Source organism: Pseudomonas sp. HP_14 (genome assembly GCF_055283875.1).
Window position 1 is genome coordinate 64,639 of record NZ_JBTOQI010000004.1, and the last position, 15,718, is coordinate 80,356.

Annotated in this window: 20 protein-coding genes; 11 read left to right on the forward strand and 9 right to left on the reverse strand. The window is 58.2% G+C overall.

What is annotated here, in order from left to right; genetic code table 11:
• Positions 1 to 88: 88 nt before the first annotated feature.
• Together ACYASS_RS04485 and ACYASS_RS04490 are read right to left on the reverse strand one after the other, a co-directional pair.
• A complete protein-coding gene (locus ACYASS_RS04485) occupies positions 89 to 790 on the reverse strand; it encodes a class I SAM-dependent methyltransferase (RefSeq protein WP_463585228.1) in 702 nt (233 codons plus the stop codon).
• Entirely contained in the window at positions 787 to 1,239 is a 453-nt protein-coding gene (locus ACYASS_RS04490) for a hypothetical protein (protein WP_463585229.1), read from the reverse strand. Before ACYASS_RS04490 ends, ACYASS_RS04485 begins: the two co-directional genes overlap by 4 nt.
• 218 nt (positions 1,240 to 1,457) lie before the next feature.
• Here ACYASS_RS04490 and nrdR point away from each other — a divergent pair, with 218 nt between their 5' ends.
• From nrdR to ACYASS_RS04545, 11 genes are all read left to right on the forward strand, one after another.
• The gene (gene nrdR, locus ACYASS_RS04495) at positions 1,458 to 1,922 is read left to right on the forward strand and encodes a transcriptional regulator NrdR (protein WP_027901698.1); all 465 of its coding nucleotides are present in this window, start codon (positions 1,458 to 1,460) and stop codon (positions 1,920 to 1,922) included.
• Positions 1,923 to 1,963: 41 nt separating this feature from the next.
• The gene (ribD, locus tag ACYASS_RS04500) at positions 1,964 to 3,064 is read left to right on the forward strand and encodes a bifunctional diaminohydroxyphosphoribosylaminopyrimidine deaminase/5-amino-6-(5-phosphoribosylamino)uracil reductase RibD (RefSeq protein ID WP_162874188.1); all 1,101 of its coding nucleotides are present in this window, start codon (positions 1,964 to 1,966) and stop codon (positions 3,062 to 3,064) included.
• Positions 3,065 to 3,111: 47 nt separating this feature from the next.
• Entirely contained in the window at positions 3,112 to 3,783 is a 672-nt protein-coding gene (locus ACYASS_RS04505) for a riboflavin synthase (RefSeq protein WP_463585230.1), read from the forward strand.
• Between the two features lie 17 nt (positions 3,784 to 3,800).
• On the forward strand, positions 3,801 to 4,892 hold the full coding sequence (gene ribBA / locus ACYASS_RS04510; protein WP_463585231.1) for a bifunctional 3,4-dihydroxy-2-butanone-4-phosphate synthase/GTP cyclohydrolase II: 1,092 nt from the start codon (positions 3,801 to 3,803) through the stop codon (positions 4,890 to 4,892).
• 114 nt (positions 4,893 to 5,006) lie between these two features.
• Positions 5,007 to 5,483, forward strand: a complete 477-nt coding sequence (gene ribH / locus ACYASS_RS04515) for a 6,7-dimethyl-8-ribityllumazine synthase (RefSeq protein ID WP_027901702.1) — start codon at positions 5,007 to 5,009, stop codon at positions 5,481 to 5,483.
• Positions 5,480 to 5,980, forward strand: coding sequence for a transcription antitermination factor NusB (gene nusB / locus ACYASS_RS04520; RefSeq protein WP_243247776.1), 501 nt, complete (start codon positions 5,480 to 5,482; stop codon positions 5,978 to 5,980). Before ribH ends, nusB begins: the two co-directional genes overlap by 4 nt.
• A 159-nt stretch (positions 5,981 to 6,139) precedes the next feature.
• A complete protein-coding gene (gene thiL / locus ACYASS_RS04525; protein ID WP_463585232.1) occupies positions 6,140 to 7,105 on the forward strand; it encodes a thiamine-phosphate kinase in 966 nt (321 codons plus the stop codon).
• Complete coding sequence (locus ACYASS_RS04530; RefSeq protein WP_122662386.1) at positions 7,102 to 7,611, forward strand: phosphatidylglycerophosphatase A family protein; 510 nt, start codon at positions 7,102 to 7,104, stop codon at positions 7,609 to 7,611. Before thiL ends, ACYASS_RS04530 begins: the two co-directional genes overlap by 4 nt.
• A 302-nt stretch (positions 7,612 to 7,913) precedes the next feature.
• Positions 7,914 to 8,531, forward strand: a complete 618-nt coding sequence (ribA, locus tag ACYASS_RS04535; protein ID WP_032626451.1) for a GTP cyclohydrolase II — start codon at positions 7,914 to 7,916, stop codon at positions 8,529 to 8,531.
• Positions 8,528 to 8,947 carry an MFS transporter gene (locus ACYASS_RS04540; protein ID WP_463585233.1) on the forward strand — a complete coding sequence of 140 codons (420 nt, stop codon included), beginning with the start codon at positions 8,528 to 8,530 and terminating at the stop codon, positions 8,945 to 8,947. Before ribA ends, ACYASS_RS04540 begins: the two co-directional genes overlap by 4 nt.
• Positions 8,948 to 8,999: 52 nt before the next feature.
• Positions 9,000 to 9,632, forward strand: coding sequence for a Vat family streptogramin A O-acetyltransferase (locus tag ACYASS_RS04545; RefSeq protein ID WP_463585234.1), 633 nt, complete (start codon positions 9,000 to 9,002; stop codon positions 9,630 to 9,632).
• Positions 9,633 to 9,775: 143 nt separating this feature from the next.
• On the opposite strand, the gene dxs is transcribed toward ACYASS_RS04545, so the two are convergent.
• The 7 genes from dxs to ACYASS_RS04580 form a co-directional block, all read right to left on the reverse strand.
• Complete coding sequence (gene dxs, locus ACYASS_RS04550) at positions 9,776 to 11,671, reverse strand: 1-deoxy-D-xylulose-5-phosphate synthase (RefSeq protein ID WP_463585235.1); 1,896 nt, start codon at positions 11,669 to 11,671, stop codon at positions 9,776 to 9,778.
• 160 nt (positions 11,672 to 11,831) lie between these two features.
• Positions 11,832 to 12,719: a polyprenyl synthetase family protein gene (locus tag ACYASS_RS04555; protein WP_463585236.1), complete on the reverse strand. Its 888-nt coding sequence runs from the start codon at positions 12,717 to 12,719 to the stop codon at positions 11,832 to 11,834.
• Positions 12,716 to 12,958, reverse strand: a complete 243-nt coding sequence (locus ACYASS_RS04560; protein WP_020289635.1) for an exodeoxyribonuclease VII small subunit — start codon at positions 12,956 to 12,958, stop codon at positions 12,716 to 12,718. The genes ACYASS_RS04555 and ACYASS_RS04560 overlap by 4 nt, the downstream gene beginning before the upstream one ends.
• Before the next feature lie 106 nt (positions 12,959 to 13,064).
• Complete coding sequence (locus tag ACYASS_RS04565) at positions 13,065 to 13,532, reverse strand: DoxX family protein (RefSeq protein ID WP_243247880.1); 468 nt, start codon at positions 13,530 to 13,532, stop codon at positions 13,065 to 13,067.
• 23 nt (positions 13,533 to 13,555) lie between these two features.
• Positions 13,556 to 14,314: an HvfC/BufC N-terminal domain-containing protein gene (locus ACYASS_RS04570; protein WP_463585237.1), complete on the reverse strand. Its 759-nt coding sequence runs from the start codon at positions 14,312 to 14,314 to the stop codon at positions 13,556 to 13,558.
• Positions 14,311 to 15,153: an MNIO family bufferin maturase gene (gene bufB, locus ACYASS_RS04575; RefSeq protein WP_463585315.1), complete on the reverse strand. Its 843-nt coding sequence runs from the start codon at positions 15,151 to 15,153 to the stop codon at positions 14,311 to 14,313. The genes ACYASS_RS04570 and bufB overlap by 4 nt, the downstream gene beginning before the upstream one ends.
• Before the next feature lie 26 nt (positions 15,154 to 15,179).
• A complete protein-coding gene (locus ACYASS_RS04580) occupies positions 15,180 to 15,455 on the reverse strand; it encodes a BufA1 family periplasmic bufferin-type metallophore (RefSeq protein WP_463585238.1) in 276 nt (91 codons plus the stop codon).
• Positions 15,456 to 15,718 lie beyond the last annotated feature (263 nt).

Sequence of the window (15,718 nt, forward strand, 5' to 3'; positions counted from 1 at the left end):
TGGGTTTGCGCAAAGCGATGAGTCGAGAGATCTGTTGGAGCGAGGCTTGCCCGCGAATCGGTCGCCTCGGTGTGGCAGGGACAACGCGTTATCGTTCTTCGCGGGCAAGCCTCGCTCCCACAGGGGATTGCATTTCAACTCGTTCAGCGTGGTAGAGGCTCACCTTGCGAAACTCATGGGGCTCAGCCAGATCCGGCAGCGTATGCGCTTCAAAGACGCCCAGCCGTTCATAAGAAGGGTGCTGAAAGTCACGCACTCTCGAATCCGCCACCAAGGCTTGCCGCCCGCGACTGAGAAACTGATCCAGCAAGGGTAAATTGGCCCGGTCGTACAGCACGTCAGCGACGATGATCAGGTCGAAGCGATCCGCTTCGGCAAAGAAGTCCGCCGAATAGCTCAACTGCACGCCGTTAAGCTCGGCATTGGCGCGGCAGGCTGCGAGGGCCAGTGGGTCAAGGTCACAGGCCACCACCTCCAACGCGCCCGCTTTAGCCGCTGCAATCCCAGCAACGCCCGAACCGGCACCGAAATCCAGTACTCGCTTGCCGATTACCCAATGCGGATGCGCAGCCAGAAAGCGCGCCTGGGCCAGGCCGCTGGCCCAGCAGAAACTCCAGTACGGCGGATCTTCAAGAATGCGTCGGGTTTCTTCGGGGCTGAAGGCACGGTCCATGTTTTCCGCATCAATCAACCACAGCTGCAAGTCTGTTTCAGGCAAGGCTGTGGCGACCAATTGTGCTTCGCCGAGCAATTCGCTCAGCGCCCGTTGCAGGTGTAGCGGTGCAATCATGGCGCAGTTTCGAACTGCAGAGGCCCAAGCGCTTGTGTGGTTGGTTGTTCAATGCGCAATGACGGCAGGTGCAGGATCAGTTGTCCGGACTTGCTGGCACGACCGCGTAATTCAACGCGCTGGCCCACTGGAAATGCTTCCGGATTGAATCGTAGCTGGAATGGCAGCGATTGGTTATTACCTTGCAGTTTGGTGCTGGTCAGCAGTTTTTGCGGACGACCTCGTTCGTCGATTACCAGCAGTGCCAACTCGACTTCTGCCCCGGCGGGCACGCCCAGCAACTGGCCGCTCAATTCGCGCTGGAACGGCTGCAACGGGCCGGGGCCAGCCGGTACTTTGGCAACCGGCGCTGAAACCGGTTTGGCCGGGACAGGATCAGGTGTTTCATTGCTGCTGCACGCGGCAAGCAAGCCGAACAGGCTGAGGAACATCAGCGGTCGTAGCGTCATGAACAGCTCCAACAAAAAATCAAATACGAAGGACAGCAGCAAACCGCTCGATGACGGCAGTGATAAATTACCCGCAAACGCGGGTAAATAGCCCAATTAGGCGCAGTATCGCCGAACACTGCTTCAGATGCGCGTCTATATAGCGCAAAGCCCAAGACTTGTCTTGCCAGCGGGATGCGCTACCATGGCGGCCCTTCCTATTTTTGTTGCCTGCCACCATGCACTGTCCCTTCTGCGGTGCCAACGACACCAAAGTCATCGATTCCCGCCTGGTAGCCGAGGGCGATCAGGTTCGCCGTCGTCGCGAATGTCTGGCGTGCGGTGAGCGTTTCACGACGTTTGAAACGGCCGAACTGGTGCTGCCGCGCCTGATCAAGCAGGACGGCAGCCGTCAGCCTTTCGATGAAGAGAAGCTGCGCGCCGGTATGCAGCGCGCCCTTGAGAAGCGCCCGGTGAGCGTGGAGCGTCTGGAAGCTGCGCTGGTGCACATCAAGCACAAGCTGCGCGCGACCGGCGAGCGCGAGGTCAAGTCACTGGTGGTGGGCAATTTGGTCATGGGCGAACTGCAAAAGCTCGACGAAGTGGCGTATATCCGCTTTGCTTCTGTTTACAGGCGTTTTCAGGACCTCAACGAATTCCGCGAAGAAATCGATCGTTTGGCTCGCGAGCCAGCTAAAGAGTGAGTGCTTCGTTGACTGAACAAACCGCGCTGGACACCCATTACATGGCGCGCGCGCTGGAACTGGCGCGCAAAGGGATTTACTCCACCCATCCCAATCCAAGGGTCGGCTGCGTGATCGTGCGCGACGGGCAGATTGTCGGCGAAGGCTGGCACGCCCGGGCTGGTGAGCCGCATGCGGAGGTGCATGCATTGCGGCAGGCAGGCGATAAAGCTAAAGGCGCGACGGCTTACGTCACCCTGGAGCCTTGCAGCCATCACGGGCGTACACCGCCGTGCGCCGATGCACTGGTCAATGCAGGCGTGGGTCGGGTCGTCGCTGCCATGCAAGATCCTAATCCCGATGTGGCCGGGCGTGGCTTGCTGCGTTTGATGAACGCAGGGATTGCGGTGCAGTGTGGCGTGCTTGAAGACGATGCCCGTGCGCTTAACAAAGGCTTTCTCAAGCGCATGATCAAGGGTTTGCCGTACGTGACGGTCAAGCTCGCCATGAGCCTTGATGGCCGTACTGCCATGGCCAGCGGCGAGAGCCAGTGGATTACAGGTCCTGCGGCGCGTTCGGCAGTGCAGCGTTTGCGTGCAGAGTCGAGTGTCGTGCTGACCAGTGCCGATACGGTGCTGGCCGACAAAGCCCGTTTGACTGTCCGTCCCGATGAGTTGGGCCTGAATGCCGAACTCACCGCGCTGGCGATGACGCGTCCGCCACTTCGAGTGCTGATCGATGGGCGTTTGCGAGTGCCGCTGGATGCTCCTTTCTTCCAGGCCGGGCACGCGCTGGTCGCGACCTGCGCAGCTGCCTCGGCCCGCGAGCGTTATCACGATGAAGGTCATGACATGCTGGCCCTGGCCGGTAGTGGTGGTCATGTCGACCTGCGCAAGTTACTGGTCGAGTTGGCCGCGCGTGGCGTCAATGACGTATTGATCGAGGCCGGTCCACGTCTGGCGGGCGCTTTTACTCGCCTGGGGCTGGTGGATGAGTTCCAGATTTTTGTTGCGGGCAAGTTCCTCGGCTCTTCAGCCCGGCCATTGCTGGACCTGCCATTGGCGCAGATGAGCGAAGCGCTGGAGCTGAAAATCACCGATATCCGCGCCGTTGGAGATGACTGGCGAGTCATTGCCACCCCCAAGCTCGCCCCCGGCGTATAATTTCGGCCTTTCGCTCAGCGCGCTGGGCTTGTTCTCCTGGAGGACCCATGTTTACTGGCATCATCGAATCCATCGGCAGCATCCGCGCCATCACCCCTAAAGGCGGCGATGTCCGCGTTTATGTTGAGACCGGCAAACTTGATCTGAGCGACGTCAAGCTGGGCGACAGCATCGCGGTCAACGGCGTCTGCCTGACTGCTGTAGAGCTGCCCGGCGATGGCTTCTGGGCTGATGTAAGCCGTGAAACCCTCGATGTTACGGCGTTCATCGACCTGAAGGCTGGCAGCCCGGTCAATCTGGAAAAGGCCCTGACCCCAACCACGCGTCTGGGTGGCCATTTGGTCAGCGGTCACGTCGACGGTGTTGGCGAAATCGTTTCCCGTGAGGAAAACGCCCGCGCTATCCAGTTCAAAGTGCGCGCTCCTCGTGAGCTGGCCAAGTACATATCGCACAAAGGTTCCATCACGGTTGATGGCACCAGCCTGACCGTGAACGCCGTTGACGGTGCCGAGTTCGAGCTGACTATCGTGCCGCACACCCTGGCCGAAACCATCATGGCCGACTACCGTCCGGGCCGTAAGGTCAACCTTGAGGTGGATTTGCTGGCGCGTTATCTGGAGCGTTTGCTGATGGGCGACAAAGCCGCCGATTCCTCGAAAGGGCAGGCTGGCACCATCACCGAAAGTTTTCTGGCCGCCAACGGCTACCTCAAATCCTGAATTGAAGGGGGTGCCGCGTGGCGCTCAATAGCATCGAAGAACTGGTTGAAGACATTCGCCAGGGCAAAATGGTCATCCTCATGGATGACGAAGACCGCGAGAACGAAGGCGACCTGATCATGGCCGCCGAATGCTGCAAGGCCGAACACATCAATTTCATGGCCCGCTTTGCCCGTGGCCTGATCTGCATGCCGATGACCCGCGAGCGTTGCGAAACCCTCAAACTGCCTTTGATGGCGCCGCGCAACGGTTCCGGTTTCGGCACCAAGTTCACTGTGTCCATCGAAGCAGCCGAAGGCGTGACCACCGGTATCTCTGCGGCTGACCGCGCCCGCACTGTGCAGGCCGCTGCTGCCAAAGATGCCAAGGCCGAAGATATCGTCAGCCCAGGCCACATCTTCCCGCTGATGGCCCAGGCGGGCGGTACGCTGGCTCGCGCCGGGCATACCGAGGCGGCTTGTGACCTTGCTCGAATGGCCGGTTACGAGCCAAGCGGTGTGATCTGCGAAGTAATGAACGACGACGGCACCATGTCGCGTCGCGCTGAACTGGAAGCTTTCGCGGCGGAACACGACATCAAGATCGGTACGATCGCCGACTTGATTCACTATCGGATGATCCACGAACGTACCGTTCAGCGGATTGCCGAGCAGCCAATGGACAGCGAACTGGGCCAATTCAACCTGGTGACTTACCGCGATTCCGTTGAAGGCGACGTCCACCTCGCGCTGACCCTGGGCAAGATTTGCGCCGAAGAACCGACGCTGGTTCGTGTACACAACATGGACCCTTTGCGTGACCTGTTGATGGTCAAACAGCCCGGCCGCTGGAGCCTGCGCGCCGCGATGACCGCGGTTTCCGAGGCGGGCAGCGGGGTTGTGCTGCTACTCGGTCATCCGCTGGATGGCGACGTTTTGCTCGCGCATATTCGTGAAACCGCCGGGCAGTTGCCGATCAAATCTCCGACCACCTACAGCACTGTAGGTGCCGGTTCGCAGATCTTGCGTGACCTTGGCGTGCGTAAAATGCGCCTGATGAGTTCACCAATGAAGTTCAATGCGATATCCGGTTTCGATCTGGAAGTTGTAGAATACGTGCCCTCCGAATAAAGACCGGTCGGGTGGTGCGCTTTTGTGCGTACCACCGGCTAATCTGTTTCGTGGCCTAACATCCCTATAGTCCGCCCCAAGGCGTACTTGCTCTTTAATACGAGACTTACACGAATGACCCTGAAGACCATCGAAGGTACCTTCGTCGCTCCCCAAGGCCGCTACGCTCTGGTAGTTGGCCGTTTCAACAGCTTCGTCGTGGAAAGTCTGGTGAGCGGCGCTGTTGATGCTTTGGTACGCCATGGCGTCAAGGAAAGCGACATCACCATCATCCGCGCTCCGGGTGCCTTCGAAATCCCGCTGGTTGTGCAGAAAGTTGCCCAGCGCAGCGAGTTCGCCGCCATCGTCGCCCTCGGCGCAGTGATTCGTGGCGGTACTCCGCACTTCGAATACGTCGCTGGTGAGTGCGTCAAAGGCCTGTCCCAGGTTTCCATGGAGTTCGGCGTGCCGGTTGCTTTCGGCGTGCTGACTGTCGATACCATCGAGCAAGCCATCGAGCGCTCCGGCACCAAAGCCGGTAACAAAGGCGCAGAAGCTGCGTTGTCTGCCCTTGAAATGGTAAGCCTGCTGGCGCAGTTGGAGGCCAAGTGATTTCCGACGATAGCGATCAGTTCAACCCGCGCGACCCAAAACCTGCGGACGCTGGCAAGCCATCCAAGAGCGTCAAGCGTCGGGAAGCCCGTCAGCTTGCAACTCAGGCACTTTACCAGTGGCACATGGCGGGTCATTCGCTGAATGAAATCGAGGCGCAGTTCCGCGTCGATAACGATTTCAAAGACGTCGACGGCCCCTATTTCAGCGAACTGCTGCGTGGCGTACCGACCAACATCGATGAAATCGACGCGGCGTTGAAGCCTTGCCTGGACCTGACCATTGAAGAACTCGACCCGGTTGAACTGGCCATCCTGCGCCTGTCCACCTACGAGTTGCTCAAACGCGTCGACGTGCCGTATCGCGTTGTGATCAACGAAGGCATTGAGCTGGCGAAAGTCTACGGCTCCACTGACGGCCACAAGTTCGTCAATGGCGTGCTGGACAAACTGGCCCCTAGCCTGCGTGAAGCTGAAGTCAAAGCGTACAAGCGCTAAGCCTTCAGGCTGGACGCAATCCCGGTAGGAGCTAACTTGTTGGCGAGGCGGTTTGTCAGATGCAGACGATCAGCCTGAACTGACGCTTCGCCAACAAGTTGGCTCTTACCGGAGTTATGTGTTCCCACAGGGTGTTATCAAACATAACAAGAGATTCTGATGGGCGAGTTTGAGCTGATCCGCAATTACTTCGCTGCTGCGCCTTGCGCTCAAGCGGGCGAGGGTGTGGCGCTGGGGATTGGTGATGACTGCGCTTTGCTGACGCTGCCGCCCGGTGAGCAGTTGGCAATCTCGACCGATACGCTGGTCGTCGGTGTGCATTTCCCTGACGTCTGCGATCCTTACCTGTTGGGGCAGCGTGCGCTTGGTGTTTCAGCCAGCGATCTTGCTGCCATGGGCGCAACCCCCGTTGCCTTCACCCTCGCGTTAACCCTCCCTGAAGTTTCTGCAGACTGGCTACAGGCTTTTGCTCAAGGCTTGAACCTGATGGCGCAGCAATGCGGCCTGCAATTGGTGGGCGGCGATACTACGCGTGGGTCATTGAGCCTGACGGTGACGGTATTTGGCCGGGTGCCGGCGGGGCAGGCATTGACTCGCAGCGGCGCACGGCCCGGCGACCTGCTGTGTGTAGGTGGACCGTTGGGCGATGCAGCAGGCGCATTGCCCCTTGTGTTGAACCAGCGCACCACTGAGGCGTCTACCGCAGACGCCTTGTTGGCGAGGTACTGGTCGCCGCAGCCGCAGCTTGCTCTAGGGTTGGCGTTGCGTGGCAAGGCTACAGCCGCTCTGGATATCTCCGATGGCCTGTTGGCCGATTGCGGTCATATCGCACGCGCTTCACGCGTCAGGTTGCTGGTTGAGCAGGACAAGCTACCAATGTCTGAGCATTTGCTAGCCTTTACCGGGTTACAGGCTGCGCGAGAGGCTGCATTGAGTGGTGGTGACGATTATTTACTGGCGTTCACGCTGCCACCGGAACACTTGCAGGCCTTGCTCGACGCAGGGTTGCCCATCCATGTAATCGGGCGGGTCGAGGCAGGCGAAGGCGTCTTGCTGATCGACGCCAATGGTCATGACATTCCTGTCCTGGCACGCGGCTACCAACATTTTCGGGAGACACCGTGACAGATCATCCAAAGCAGGTCCCGGCAGAATTCGTTCCACCGTCGGTATGGACCAATCCATGGCATTTCCTGGCGTTCGGTTTCGGTTCCGGCACGCTGCCCAAAGCACCGGGAACCTGGGGCTCCATGGTGGCTGTGCCGTTCATTCCGCTCTGGCAGATGCTTCCGGACTGGGGCTACTGGCTGATGCTCGGCATCACCATGCTGTTCGGCTTCTGGCTGTGCGGCAAAGTCGCTGACGATCTGGGCGTGCATGATCATGAAGGTATCGTCTGGGACGAAATGGTCGGCATGTGGATCACGCTGTGGCTGGTGCCCGAAGGCTGGGTCTGGCTGCTGGTGGGATTCCTGGTATTCCGCTTTTTCGACATTCTCAAGCCGTGGCCAATCCACTGGATCGACCGGCATGTTCACGGTGGCGTCGGTATCATGCTCGACGACGTGCTGGCGGGCGTGTTCGCCTGGGCGGCAATGCAGGGCCTGGTTTGGGCCTGGGCGTGGATTTGACCTGAAATATGGTCCTGTAGGAGCGGCCCGGTGCCCCTGATACCACGCTGTCGCGTAGCAAACACAGTACCTGTAGGAGTGAGCTTGCTCGCGATTCGGTCTGTCAGTCGATGAATATATCGCCTGTGCTGACGCTATCGCGAGCAAGGTGGAGCGCCACCCCGGTCACTTCTACAGTAGATTCTCATCAATCTAACTTCCCGATCTGTATGCCCCACAATTCGGCATAAGCGTCTACTGGGGCGTGCTGTTACAATGCGTGCCTTGCGAATTTCCAGTCCCATACTGATCAGGAGCACACGGTGCCCGTCGTATTTGTAGCCGCTTCCAAGCTGCCTACCCCTTTTGCCGAATTCACCATGCATGGCTTTCTTGAGCATGCGACCGGTCGTGAACACCTCGTATTGAGCCTGGGCGACGTATCCGATGGCGCTCCTGTGCTGGGGCGCGTTCATTCCGAATGCCTGACCGGCGACGCGTTGTTCAGCCAGCGTTGTGATTGCGGTTCCCAACTCGAAGCTGCTTTACGTGCCATCGCTTCTGAAGGGCGTGGTGTCTTGCTGTACCTGCGTCAGGAAGGCCGCGGCATTGGCCTGCTGAACAAGGTTCGTGCGTATGAATTGCAGGACGGCGGCGCTGATACCGTTGAAGCCAATGAGCGTCTGGGTTTTGCCGCTGACCAGCGCGACTACGCCATTTGTCTGCCGATGCTGCAGCACTTGGGTATCGATGCGCTGCGCTTGATGACCAACAACCCGCGTAAGGTCAAAGCCTTGACCGAAATGGGCATTAACGTTGCTGAGCGAGTGCCGCTGCACACCGGCCACAACCCGCACAATAAACTCTACTTGGCCACCAAGGCTGGCAAGCTCGGCCACATGATGGGCAACGAGCATCAGGGCGAGGCTGATCGCGCTTGAACCGCAACAACACCAGACGCCGCTTCGCCCTCGCGTGGTGGTGGCAACTGGTGTTGAGCCTGGCGCCGCTGTTTGTGATAAGTGGCGCGTTCGATAGCAAAAACGCCATTCTTCCTGTTTTGGCGATGCCATTCTTCGTGGCGGGCCTCTTGTCGATGTTTGTCAGCCTAAGGCCCTTCGGCCGCTACAAGCATGCATTGATCGCCACCGGCGCTGCCCGCGACACCCCTGAAGAAGCCGCCGCCTGGATCAACCTCGCTGACGCCCGTCGTGTTGCGTTTCTGGCCGCTGGATTACCCGCCTGGATTGCGGCGCTGGCTGTCTTTGTCGGCCTGGAGACCGTGCCATTGTTGCTGCTGGCGTTTTCCAGTGTGGTGCTTCTGTACCTTTACCGCGTACCCCGGCAACTAGCGTGAAGTACGGCCCCCTGTAGGAGCTGTTCGTAGTTGCATGGAAAAGGAGCTTGTTATGAACGGACCGGACCCGAAAAATCCCCATCCAATGAACGGTTTTCCGCAGGTGTGTTTCATCAAAAACACCATCAGCAATCCGAACATCATCGTGGGCGACTACAGCTACTACGATGATCCCGAAGACTCGGAGAACTTTGAACGTAACGTGCTTTATCACTTTCCGTTCATTGGCGACAAACTGATCATCGGTAAATTCTGCGCACTGGCGCGGGGCACCAAATTCATCATGAATGGTGCCAACCACAAGATCAGTGGCATCTCTACGTACCCGTTTCAGATCTTTGGCAATGGCTGGGAGAAGGTCACCCCTGAATCTGGTGACTTGCCATACAAAGGCGACACCGTTGTGGGTAACGATGTGTGGATGGGCTACGACGTGCTGGTCATGCCGGGTGTGAAGATCGGCGACGGGGCGATTATTTCTTCGCGCTCGGTCGTTGTCAGTGATGTCCCGGCGTACAGCGTTGTTGGCGGCAATCCAGCCAAAGTCCTGAAGCACCGCTTCCCCGCTGAAGTCAGCGAGCGACTTTTGACCATTGCCTGGTGGGACTGGCCGATAGAGAAAATCACCCGGAATCTGCAGGTGATCGTGTCAGGCGATATCGAGGCGTTACAGGCAGCGGTTTAGTGCAGTACGAGGAGGGCGGGATCGGGTTGAAATGCAATTCACTGTAGGAGTGAGCTTGCTCGCGATGCGGTGTCCTGGTCGACGAATTTATCGTTTCAACGGACGCTATCGCTAGCGAGCTCACTCCTACAGGACTGTGTTAATCAGCCAATCAACGCCAGCCGCTCGTTGATCGCCGCTTCAATGCCCGCCTCATCCAATCCGCACTCTGCAAGCATCTGCGCGGGCTTGGCGTGTTCGACGTAAGTATCTGGCAGGCCAAGGTGCAGCACGGACTTGAGGATGTTCTCCCGTGCCAGAAACTCGCTGACGGCGGCGCCAGCACCGCCCATGACGGCGTTTTCTTCGAGGGTGACAAGCAGTTCGTGATTGGCTGCGGCTTCGCGAATCAGCTCCTCGTCGATGGGTTTGACGAAGCGCATATCGATCACCGTCGCGTCGATTTTTTCCGCTACTTTCAGGGCTTCGGTCAACTGCACACCGAACACCAGAATGGCAACGCCCTGGCCGTTACGGCGGACGATGCCTTTACCAATCTGGATAGGCGCCAGACCGCTGTCGATCACTGCATTGGGGCCGGTGCCGCGAGGATAACGTACGGCAGCCGGGCCGTTATGCAGGTAGCCGGTGCTGAGCATCAGGCGCAGTTCATTTTCGTCGCTAGGCGTCATGACCACGATGCCGGGTATGCAGCGCAGGTACGACAAATCGAAACTGCCTGCGTGAGTCGGACCGTCTTCGCCTACCAGGCCTGCACGGTCAATGGCGAACAGGACGTCGAGGTTCTGCACAGCTACGTCATGCACTAACTGGTCATAGCCGCGTTGCAGGAATGTGGAATAGATCGCCACCACCGGCTTGATGCCTTCGCAAGCCATGCCCGCTGCCAACGTAACGGCGTGCTGCTCGGCAATGGCTACGTCGAAGTAGCGCTCGGGGAAGCGTTCGCTGAATTCGACCAGATCCGAGCCTTCCTTCATCGCAGGGGTAATACCCACCAGACGCGAATCGGCTTCGGCCATATCACAGAGCCACTGACCAAACACGCCAGAGTATTTCGGCCCGCTGGCCTTTTTCGGCGCTGCTGCCGGAGCATTCAGAGGCTCCAGCTTGGTGATGGCGTGGTAGCCGATCGGATCGACTTCGGCAGGCGCGAAGCCTTTACCTTTTTTAGTCACCACATGCAGGAACTGCGGCCCTTTGAGGTCGCGCATGTTACGCAGCGTTGCGATCAGGGTGGGCAGGTCGTGGCCGTCGATTGGCCCGATGTAGTTCCAACCCAGCTCTTCGAACAGGGTGCCGGGCACCAGCATGCCTTTCGCGTACTCCTCGGTGCGGCGGGCAATTTCCCACGCTCCGGGCAGGCGCGACAGAACTTTTTTGCTGCCTTCACGCATGCTGCTGTAGGTACGGCTGGAAAGTATCTTGGCCAGATAATTCGACAACCCGCCCACGTTGCGCGAGATCGACATGTCGTTGTCGTTGAGGATAACGAGCATGTTGGCGGCGACTTCAGGCGCATGGTTCAGCGCTTCGAAGGCCATACCCGCGGTCAGCGCGCCGTCACCGATAACGGCGATGGACTTGCGGTCGCTGCCTTGCAGGCGGGCGGCAATGGCCATACCCAGTGCGGCACTGATGGACGTGCTGGAGTGACCGACGCCAAACGTGTCGTACTCGCTCTCGCTGCGACGCGGGAAGGCAGCAACCCCGTCTTTCTGGCGCAGGGTACTCATGCGCTGGCGGCGGCCTGTGAGGATCTTGTGCGGATACGCCTGATGGCCCACGTCCCAGACCAAACGGTCGTCCGGGGTATCGAAGACGTAATGCAGGGCGATAGTCAGCTCGATGACACCAAGGCCGGCACCGAAATGCCCGCCGGTCTGGCCAACGGAATAGAGCAGCTCCAGGCGCAGTTCATCGGCCAGGGCATCCAGCTCGGCTTCGCCCAGGCGACGCAAGCCGTCCGGCGTTTCAGCGCGGTCGAGCAGCGGCGTGGTTGGGCGCACGCGGGGAATCTCTTTAAACGTCGTGGGCATCAGGCGAATCGTTATAAGTAAAAGAGGCGGCAGTTTACCTGATGCATCGCATGCTGCCCATGAAGTGCAGCCGCTGATGCGCAGGCAAACCTGTCAAACACAAGTATCTGACCCGGCCGATCAAGGCCGGTTCGAGATATTTTCGGTTCCGGATTCGGGTTCAGTTACGCCGTTCGACGATGTAGCGGGCCAGTTCGCGCAACGGATCAGCCGACGCGTCGAATGGTCGCAGGGCGTCGATGGCCTGATCTCGTAGTTGCAAGGCATATTGCCGGGCGGGCTCCAGCCCCAGCAACGCCGGGTAAGTCGGCTTGTCGCGGGCGATGTCTGCACCCTGGCGTTTGCCGAGAGTTTCGGTATCGCTCTCAACGTCGAGAATGTCGTCCTGCACCTGGAAAGCCAAGCCGATGGCACGGGCATAGACTTGCAGCGCATCAAGCCGGGCCTGATCGGCATTGCCGCTGGCCAGGGCACCGAGCTTTACGCTGGCTTCGATCAGGGCGCCGGTCTTGTGCCGGTGCATGAACTCCAGCGCCTTCTGATCCAGTTTCAAACCTACCGAACCCAGGTCTATTGCCTGACCACCGACCATACCGGCAGGCCCTGCGGCCAATGCCAGGGTACTCACCATTTGCAGTCGTGTATCTGCGTCCTGCGAGGTCAGTCGTGGGTCGAGCAGGGCAGTAAAAGCCAGGCTCTGCAGACCGTCACCGGCAAGAATCGCGCAGGCCTCATCGAATGCCTTGTGGGTGGTCGGTTGGCCGCGACGCAGATCGTCATCGTCCATCGCCGGTAAATCATCATGAACCAGCGAGTAAGCGTGGATCAGTTCAACCGCGCAAGCTGCACCGTTGGCGTCTTCTGCATTGCCGCCCATCGATTCGCAAGCGGCGTAGGCCAGCAATGGGCGTACACGTTTGCCGCCGTTCATCACGCTGTAGCGCATGGCGGCATAAAGGCGAGTCAACTCTGGAGCGGGTGCTGCAAACAGACCTTCCAGCGCCGCGTTGACGCGGGTCTGACTCAGTGCCTGATAGGTCGCGATCATTCAGGTTGTTCCGCGTCGAATGGCTCTTCGGCCAGTTCACCGTCGCGTTCAAGCAGCACCTGAACCTTCTGTTCGGCCTGCGCCAGGGCACCCTGACAATCGCGGGTCAGGCGAATACCTTGCTCGAAGGCGGTCAGCGAGTCTTCTAGCGACAACTCGCCGTTCTCCAGACGCTCTACCAGCGTTTGCAGATCAGCGAGGGATTGTTCGAAATCCAGTGCAGCTTTCTTGCGGGCCATGGGGGCTATTCCGGTAGAGGTTAAACCGGCGCGACACTAGCAGAGCTAGGGCCGCGGAGCAAATTGGCAGGGGGAAGAAGTGACTCTATTCCTGCCTTGAAATAGCTTATTTAATGGCCATTTTGTGATCCAGCGATATTCGTCCTGCGCCGCGACCTATAACGATCAGCAGCAGGCCAACCCATGCAAGATGCGTCGCCCAGGCATCGGGGTAAACGAATACCTGAATCACCAGTGTCATGATCAGTAGTGCTAGCGCCGATAGTCGGGTGAACAGGCCAATGATCAGCAGCAACGGGAATAAATGCTCTGCGTAAGTGGCTATATGAGCCGCGAGGATCGGTGAAATCAACGGCAGGTCGTATTCCATGCGAAACAGTTCATAGGTATTCGGGTTGATAGAGATAAACCCCTCAACCTTGGTGCGTCCAGACATCAGAAATATTGCCGCAATTGAAACGCGGGCAACCAGCGAGAGCAGGCTGTCGCTTATGTGTTGCTGCAAGCTTTCGGCCAGATGATTCCAGTGAGCGCGCATATGTTGCGAAGGGGTAACCGGTTTGGTTTTGGGCATGTCCATAAATGTTTCCAGAATTATTATTGGTTAGATTCACCTGCCGCGAAGGTATTGGCAGTTATCAGGTGAACAAGCAGGATGTTCAGATCGAGTTCAGGTTCTTTATCAAGTGCGAGTTCAGCCGCGCGTCCCAAGGGGAGTCGCTCGGCACAACCGTCAAGAAAGGCGCAGCCGCCGACACTGAGTGGGCGCCCTATGACCTGCCCGGCATTTCTGGTCAAAAGTGCGCCCTCACCTTGCCAGTCCAGGCTTGTAGGTACTTCCGACTGAGTCCGGTTTACATCCCAGAGCGTGTAAGCGGGATGACTCGCACACCAAATCCAGCGCGCGGACTGTTTGGGCTTGAGGCGCGTACTCAATAGCGTTTGCTCATCCAGGTTCCCGAAAGTCCCGATATCAAAGCCTGACTCTTCTGTCGCGCTATGCACCGCAATCCACAGCAGATCCAGGCGAGCGACATCGCCGAGGTAAGGCAGTGTGTTGGCCTGTTCGACGGTGTCGAGAAAATCCGGAAATTCAGCACCGTAAAAAATTAGCCGAGGGTCTGAAGGCGGGGATTGCTTCGCATACCGAATGGCTGCCGCTTGAAACCACTGATGTCCTACCAGCCGTTCAATGGTTGGGAAATTGGCCCTTAACGCATCAACTGCTGCTTTTATGACCGTATTGCGGTAGACCCCGAAACCGGTTTGTTCGCTGATGTTGAGCAATGTCCCTTGCCCGTTTCCGTACAGTTGGCTGATGAACTGATCCTGAAACTCGCTCAATGAAAGGCTCACGGGCTAAGTTCCGGTTCGTTGTGCAGTATCGATTGGGCGACATTGCGCTCAGCGAGCAGACAGTCGAATGCAGGTAGTTGGTCATCGCGTTCGATCAGCGTCGGTCGAGGCCCGGCGTGGGTTATCAGATGACGGTAAAGCGACCAGACACTCTTTGAAATCGGTGAGTCATGGCTATCGATCAGTAATGAGGAAACCCCTGCATCCTGGGTGTGACCGGCCAGATGTATTTCTGTTATGGCGTGGACAGGGAACTGATCGATGTAGTGCTTGGCATCGAAGCCCAGATTATGGGCACTGATATGAACGTTATTGACGTCCAGCAGCAAGCCGCAGCCGGTTCGGCCGGCAAGCTCTTTCAGAAAGTCGACTTCACTCCAGTCATGACCTTCAAGCTTTAAGTAGTGGGTCGGGTTTTCAACCGATATCTTGCGCCGGAGCGCATCTTGCGTTCTGTGAATATTGTCGATAATGCGGGTGAGCGCAGCGTTGCTGCGAGGAAAGGGAAGCAGGTCAGGGTAGTACCGACCTCGCCATGTCGACCAGGCAAGATGCTCTGAAATGAGAGCAGGCTGCAGGCGATCAGCAAGAGCCTTCAGGCGCAACAGGTGTTCCCTGTTCGGCGGACAGTCAGCCGCCAGCGACAAGGAAACACCATGCAGCGACAGCGGGTGCTGATCACCAATGGCCTCCAGCCATTCAAGACGCGGACCGCCGCTGATCATGTAGTTTTCCGGATGGACTTCGAACCAGAGCCCGTGACTCCTGCTCTCGAGAGCCTCTGCAAAATGCTCTGCTTTAAGGCCGAGCCCTGCGCCCATCACTGGATTTTTGTTCATGACCGGCAACTCTCCGTAATGACGCCTTACATTGCTTTAAGGGCGCCCATGCCCTTTGGGGTCGTGATCGATGTACATGTCCCGGCCGGAACGTATTTCCAGGCATCAGCCTGATAGTCGGTTTTGGACGTACCTGCGCAAGAGGTGCCTGCACCCGCCTTGCAATCATTTTTGCCTGCCAGCGAAATGCCGTAGCAACGTTCTTTGGCTCCCTCTTTTGCGGTTTGGGGCTCTGCTGCCATGGCACTGGCGGCGAAAGACGAAAGGGCAATTGCCAGTGCGGCGGTTTTTATGTTGTTCATATTGTGTTCTCCGATAATTATTGTTGAGGGACTTGCCAGCACCGAAGGGCGCTGAGCTGCGGTCCAAGAGGTAATTCGCTCGTTTCGGGAATCGGGTTACAGATACGCCTAAATATTTTTGGAAATTCTTTGCCGGATGCTGGCGGTGGATGGATTCGGCAGACTCGCTGCGTTGAATGGACTATCGATACTCAGCGCGACACAGGGAGCGCCAGGGACGTCGGGCTCCCCAAGTGGCTGGGAAATATTTTTGTATTCCTGTA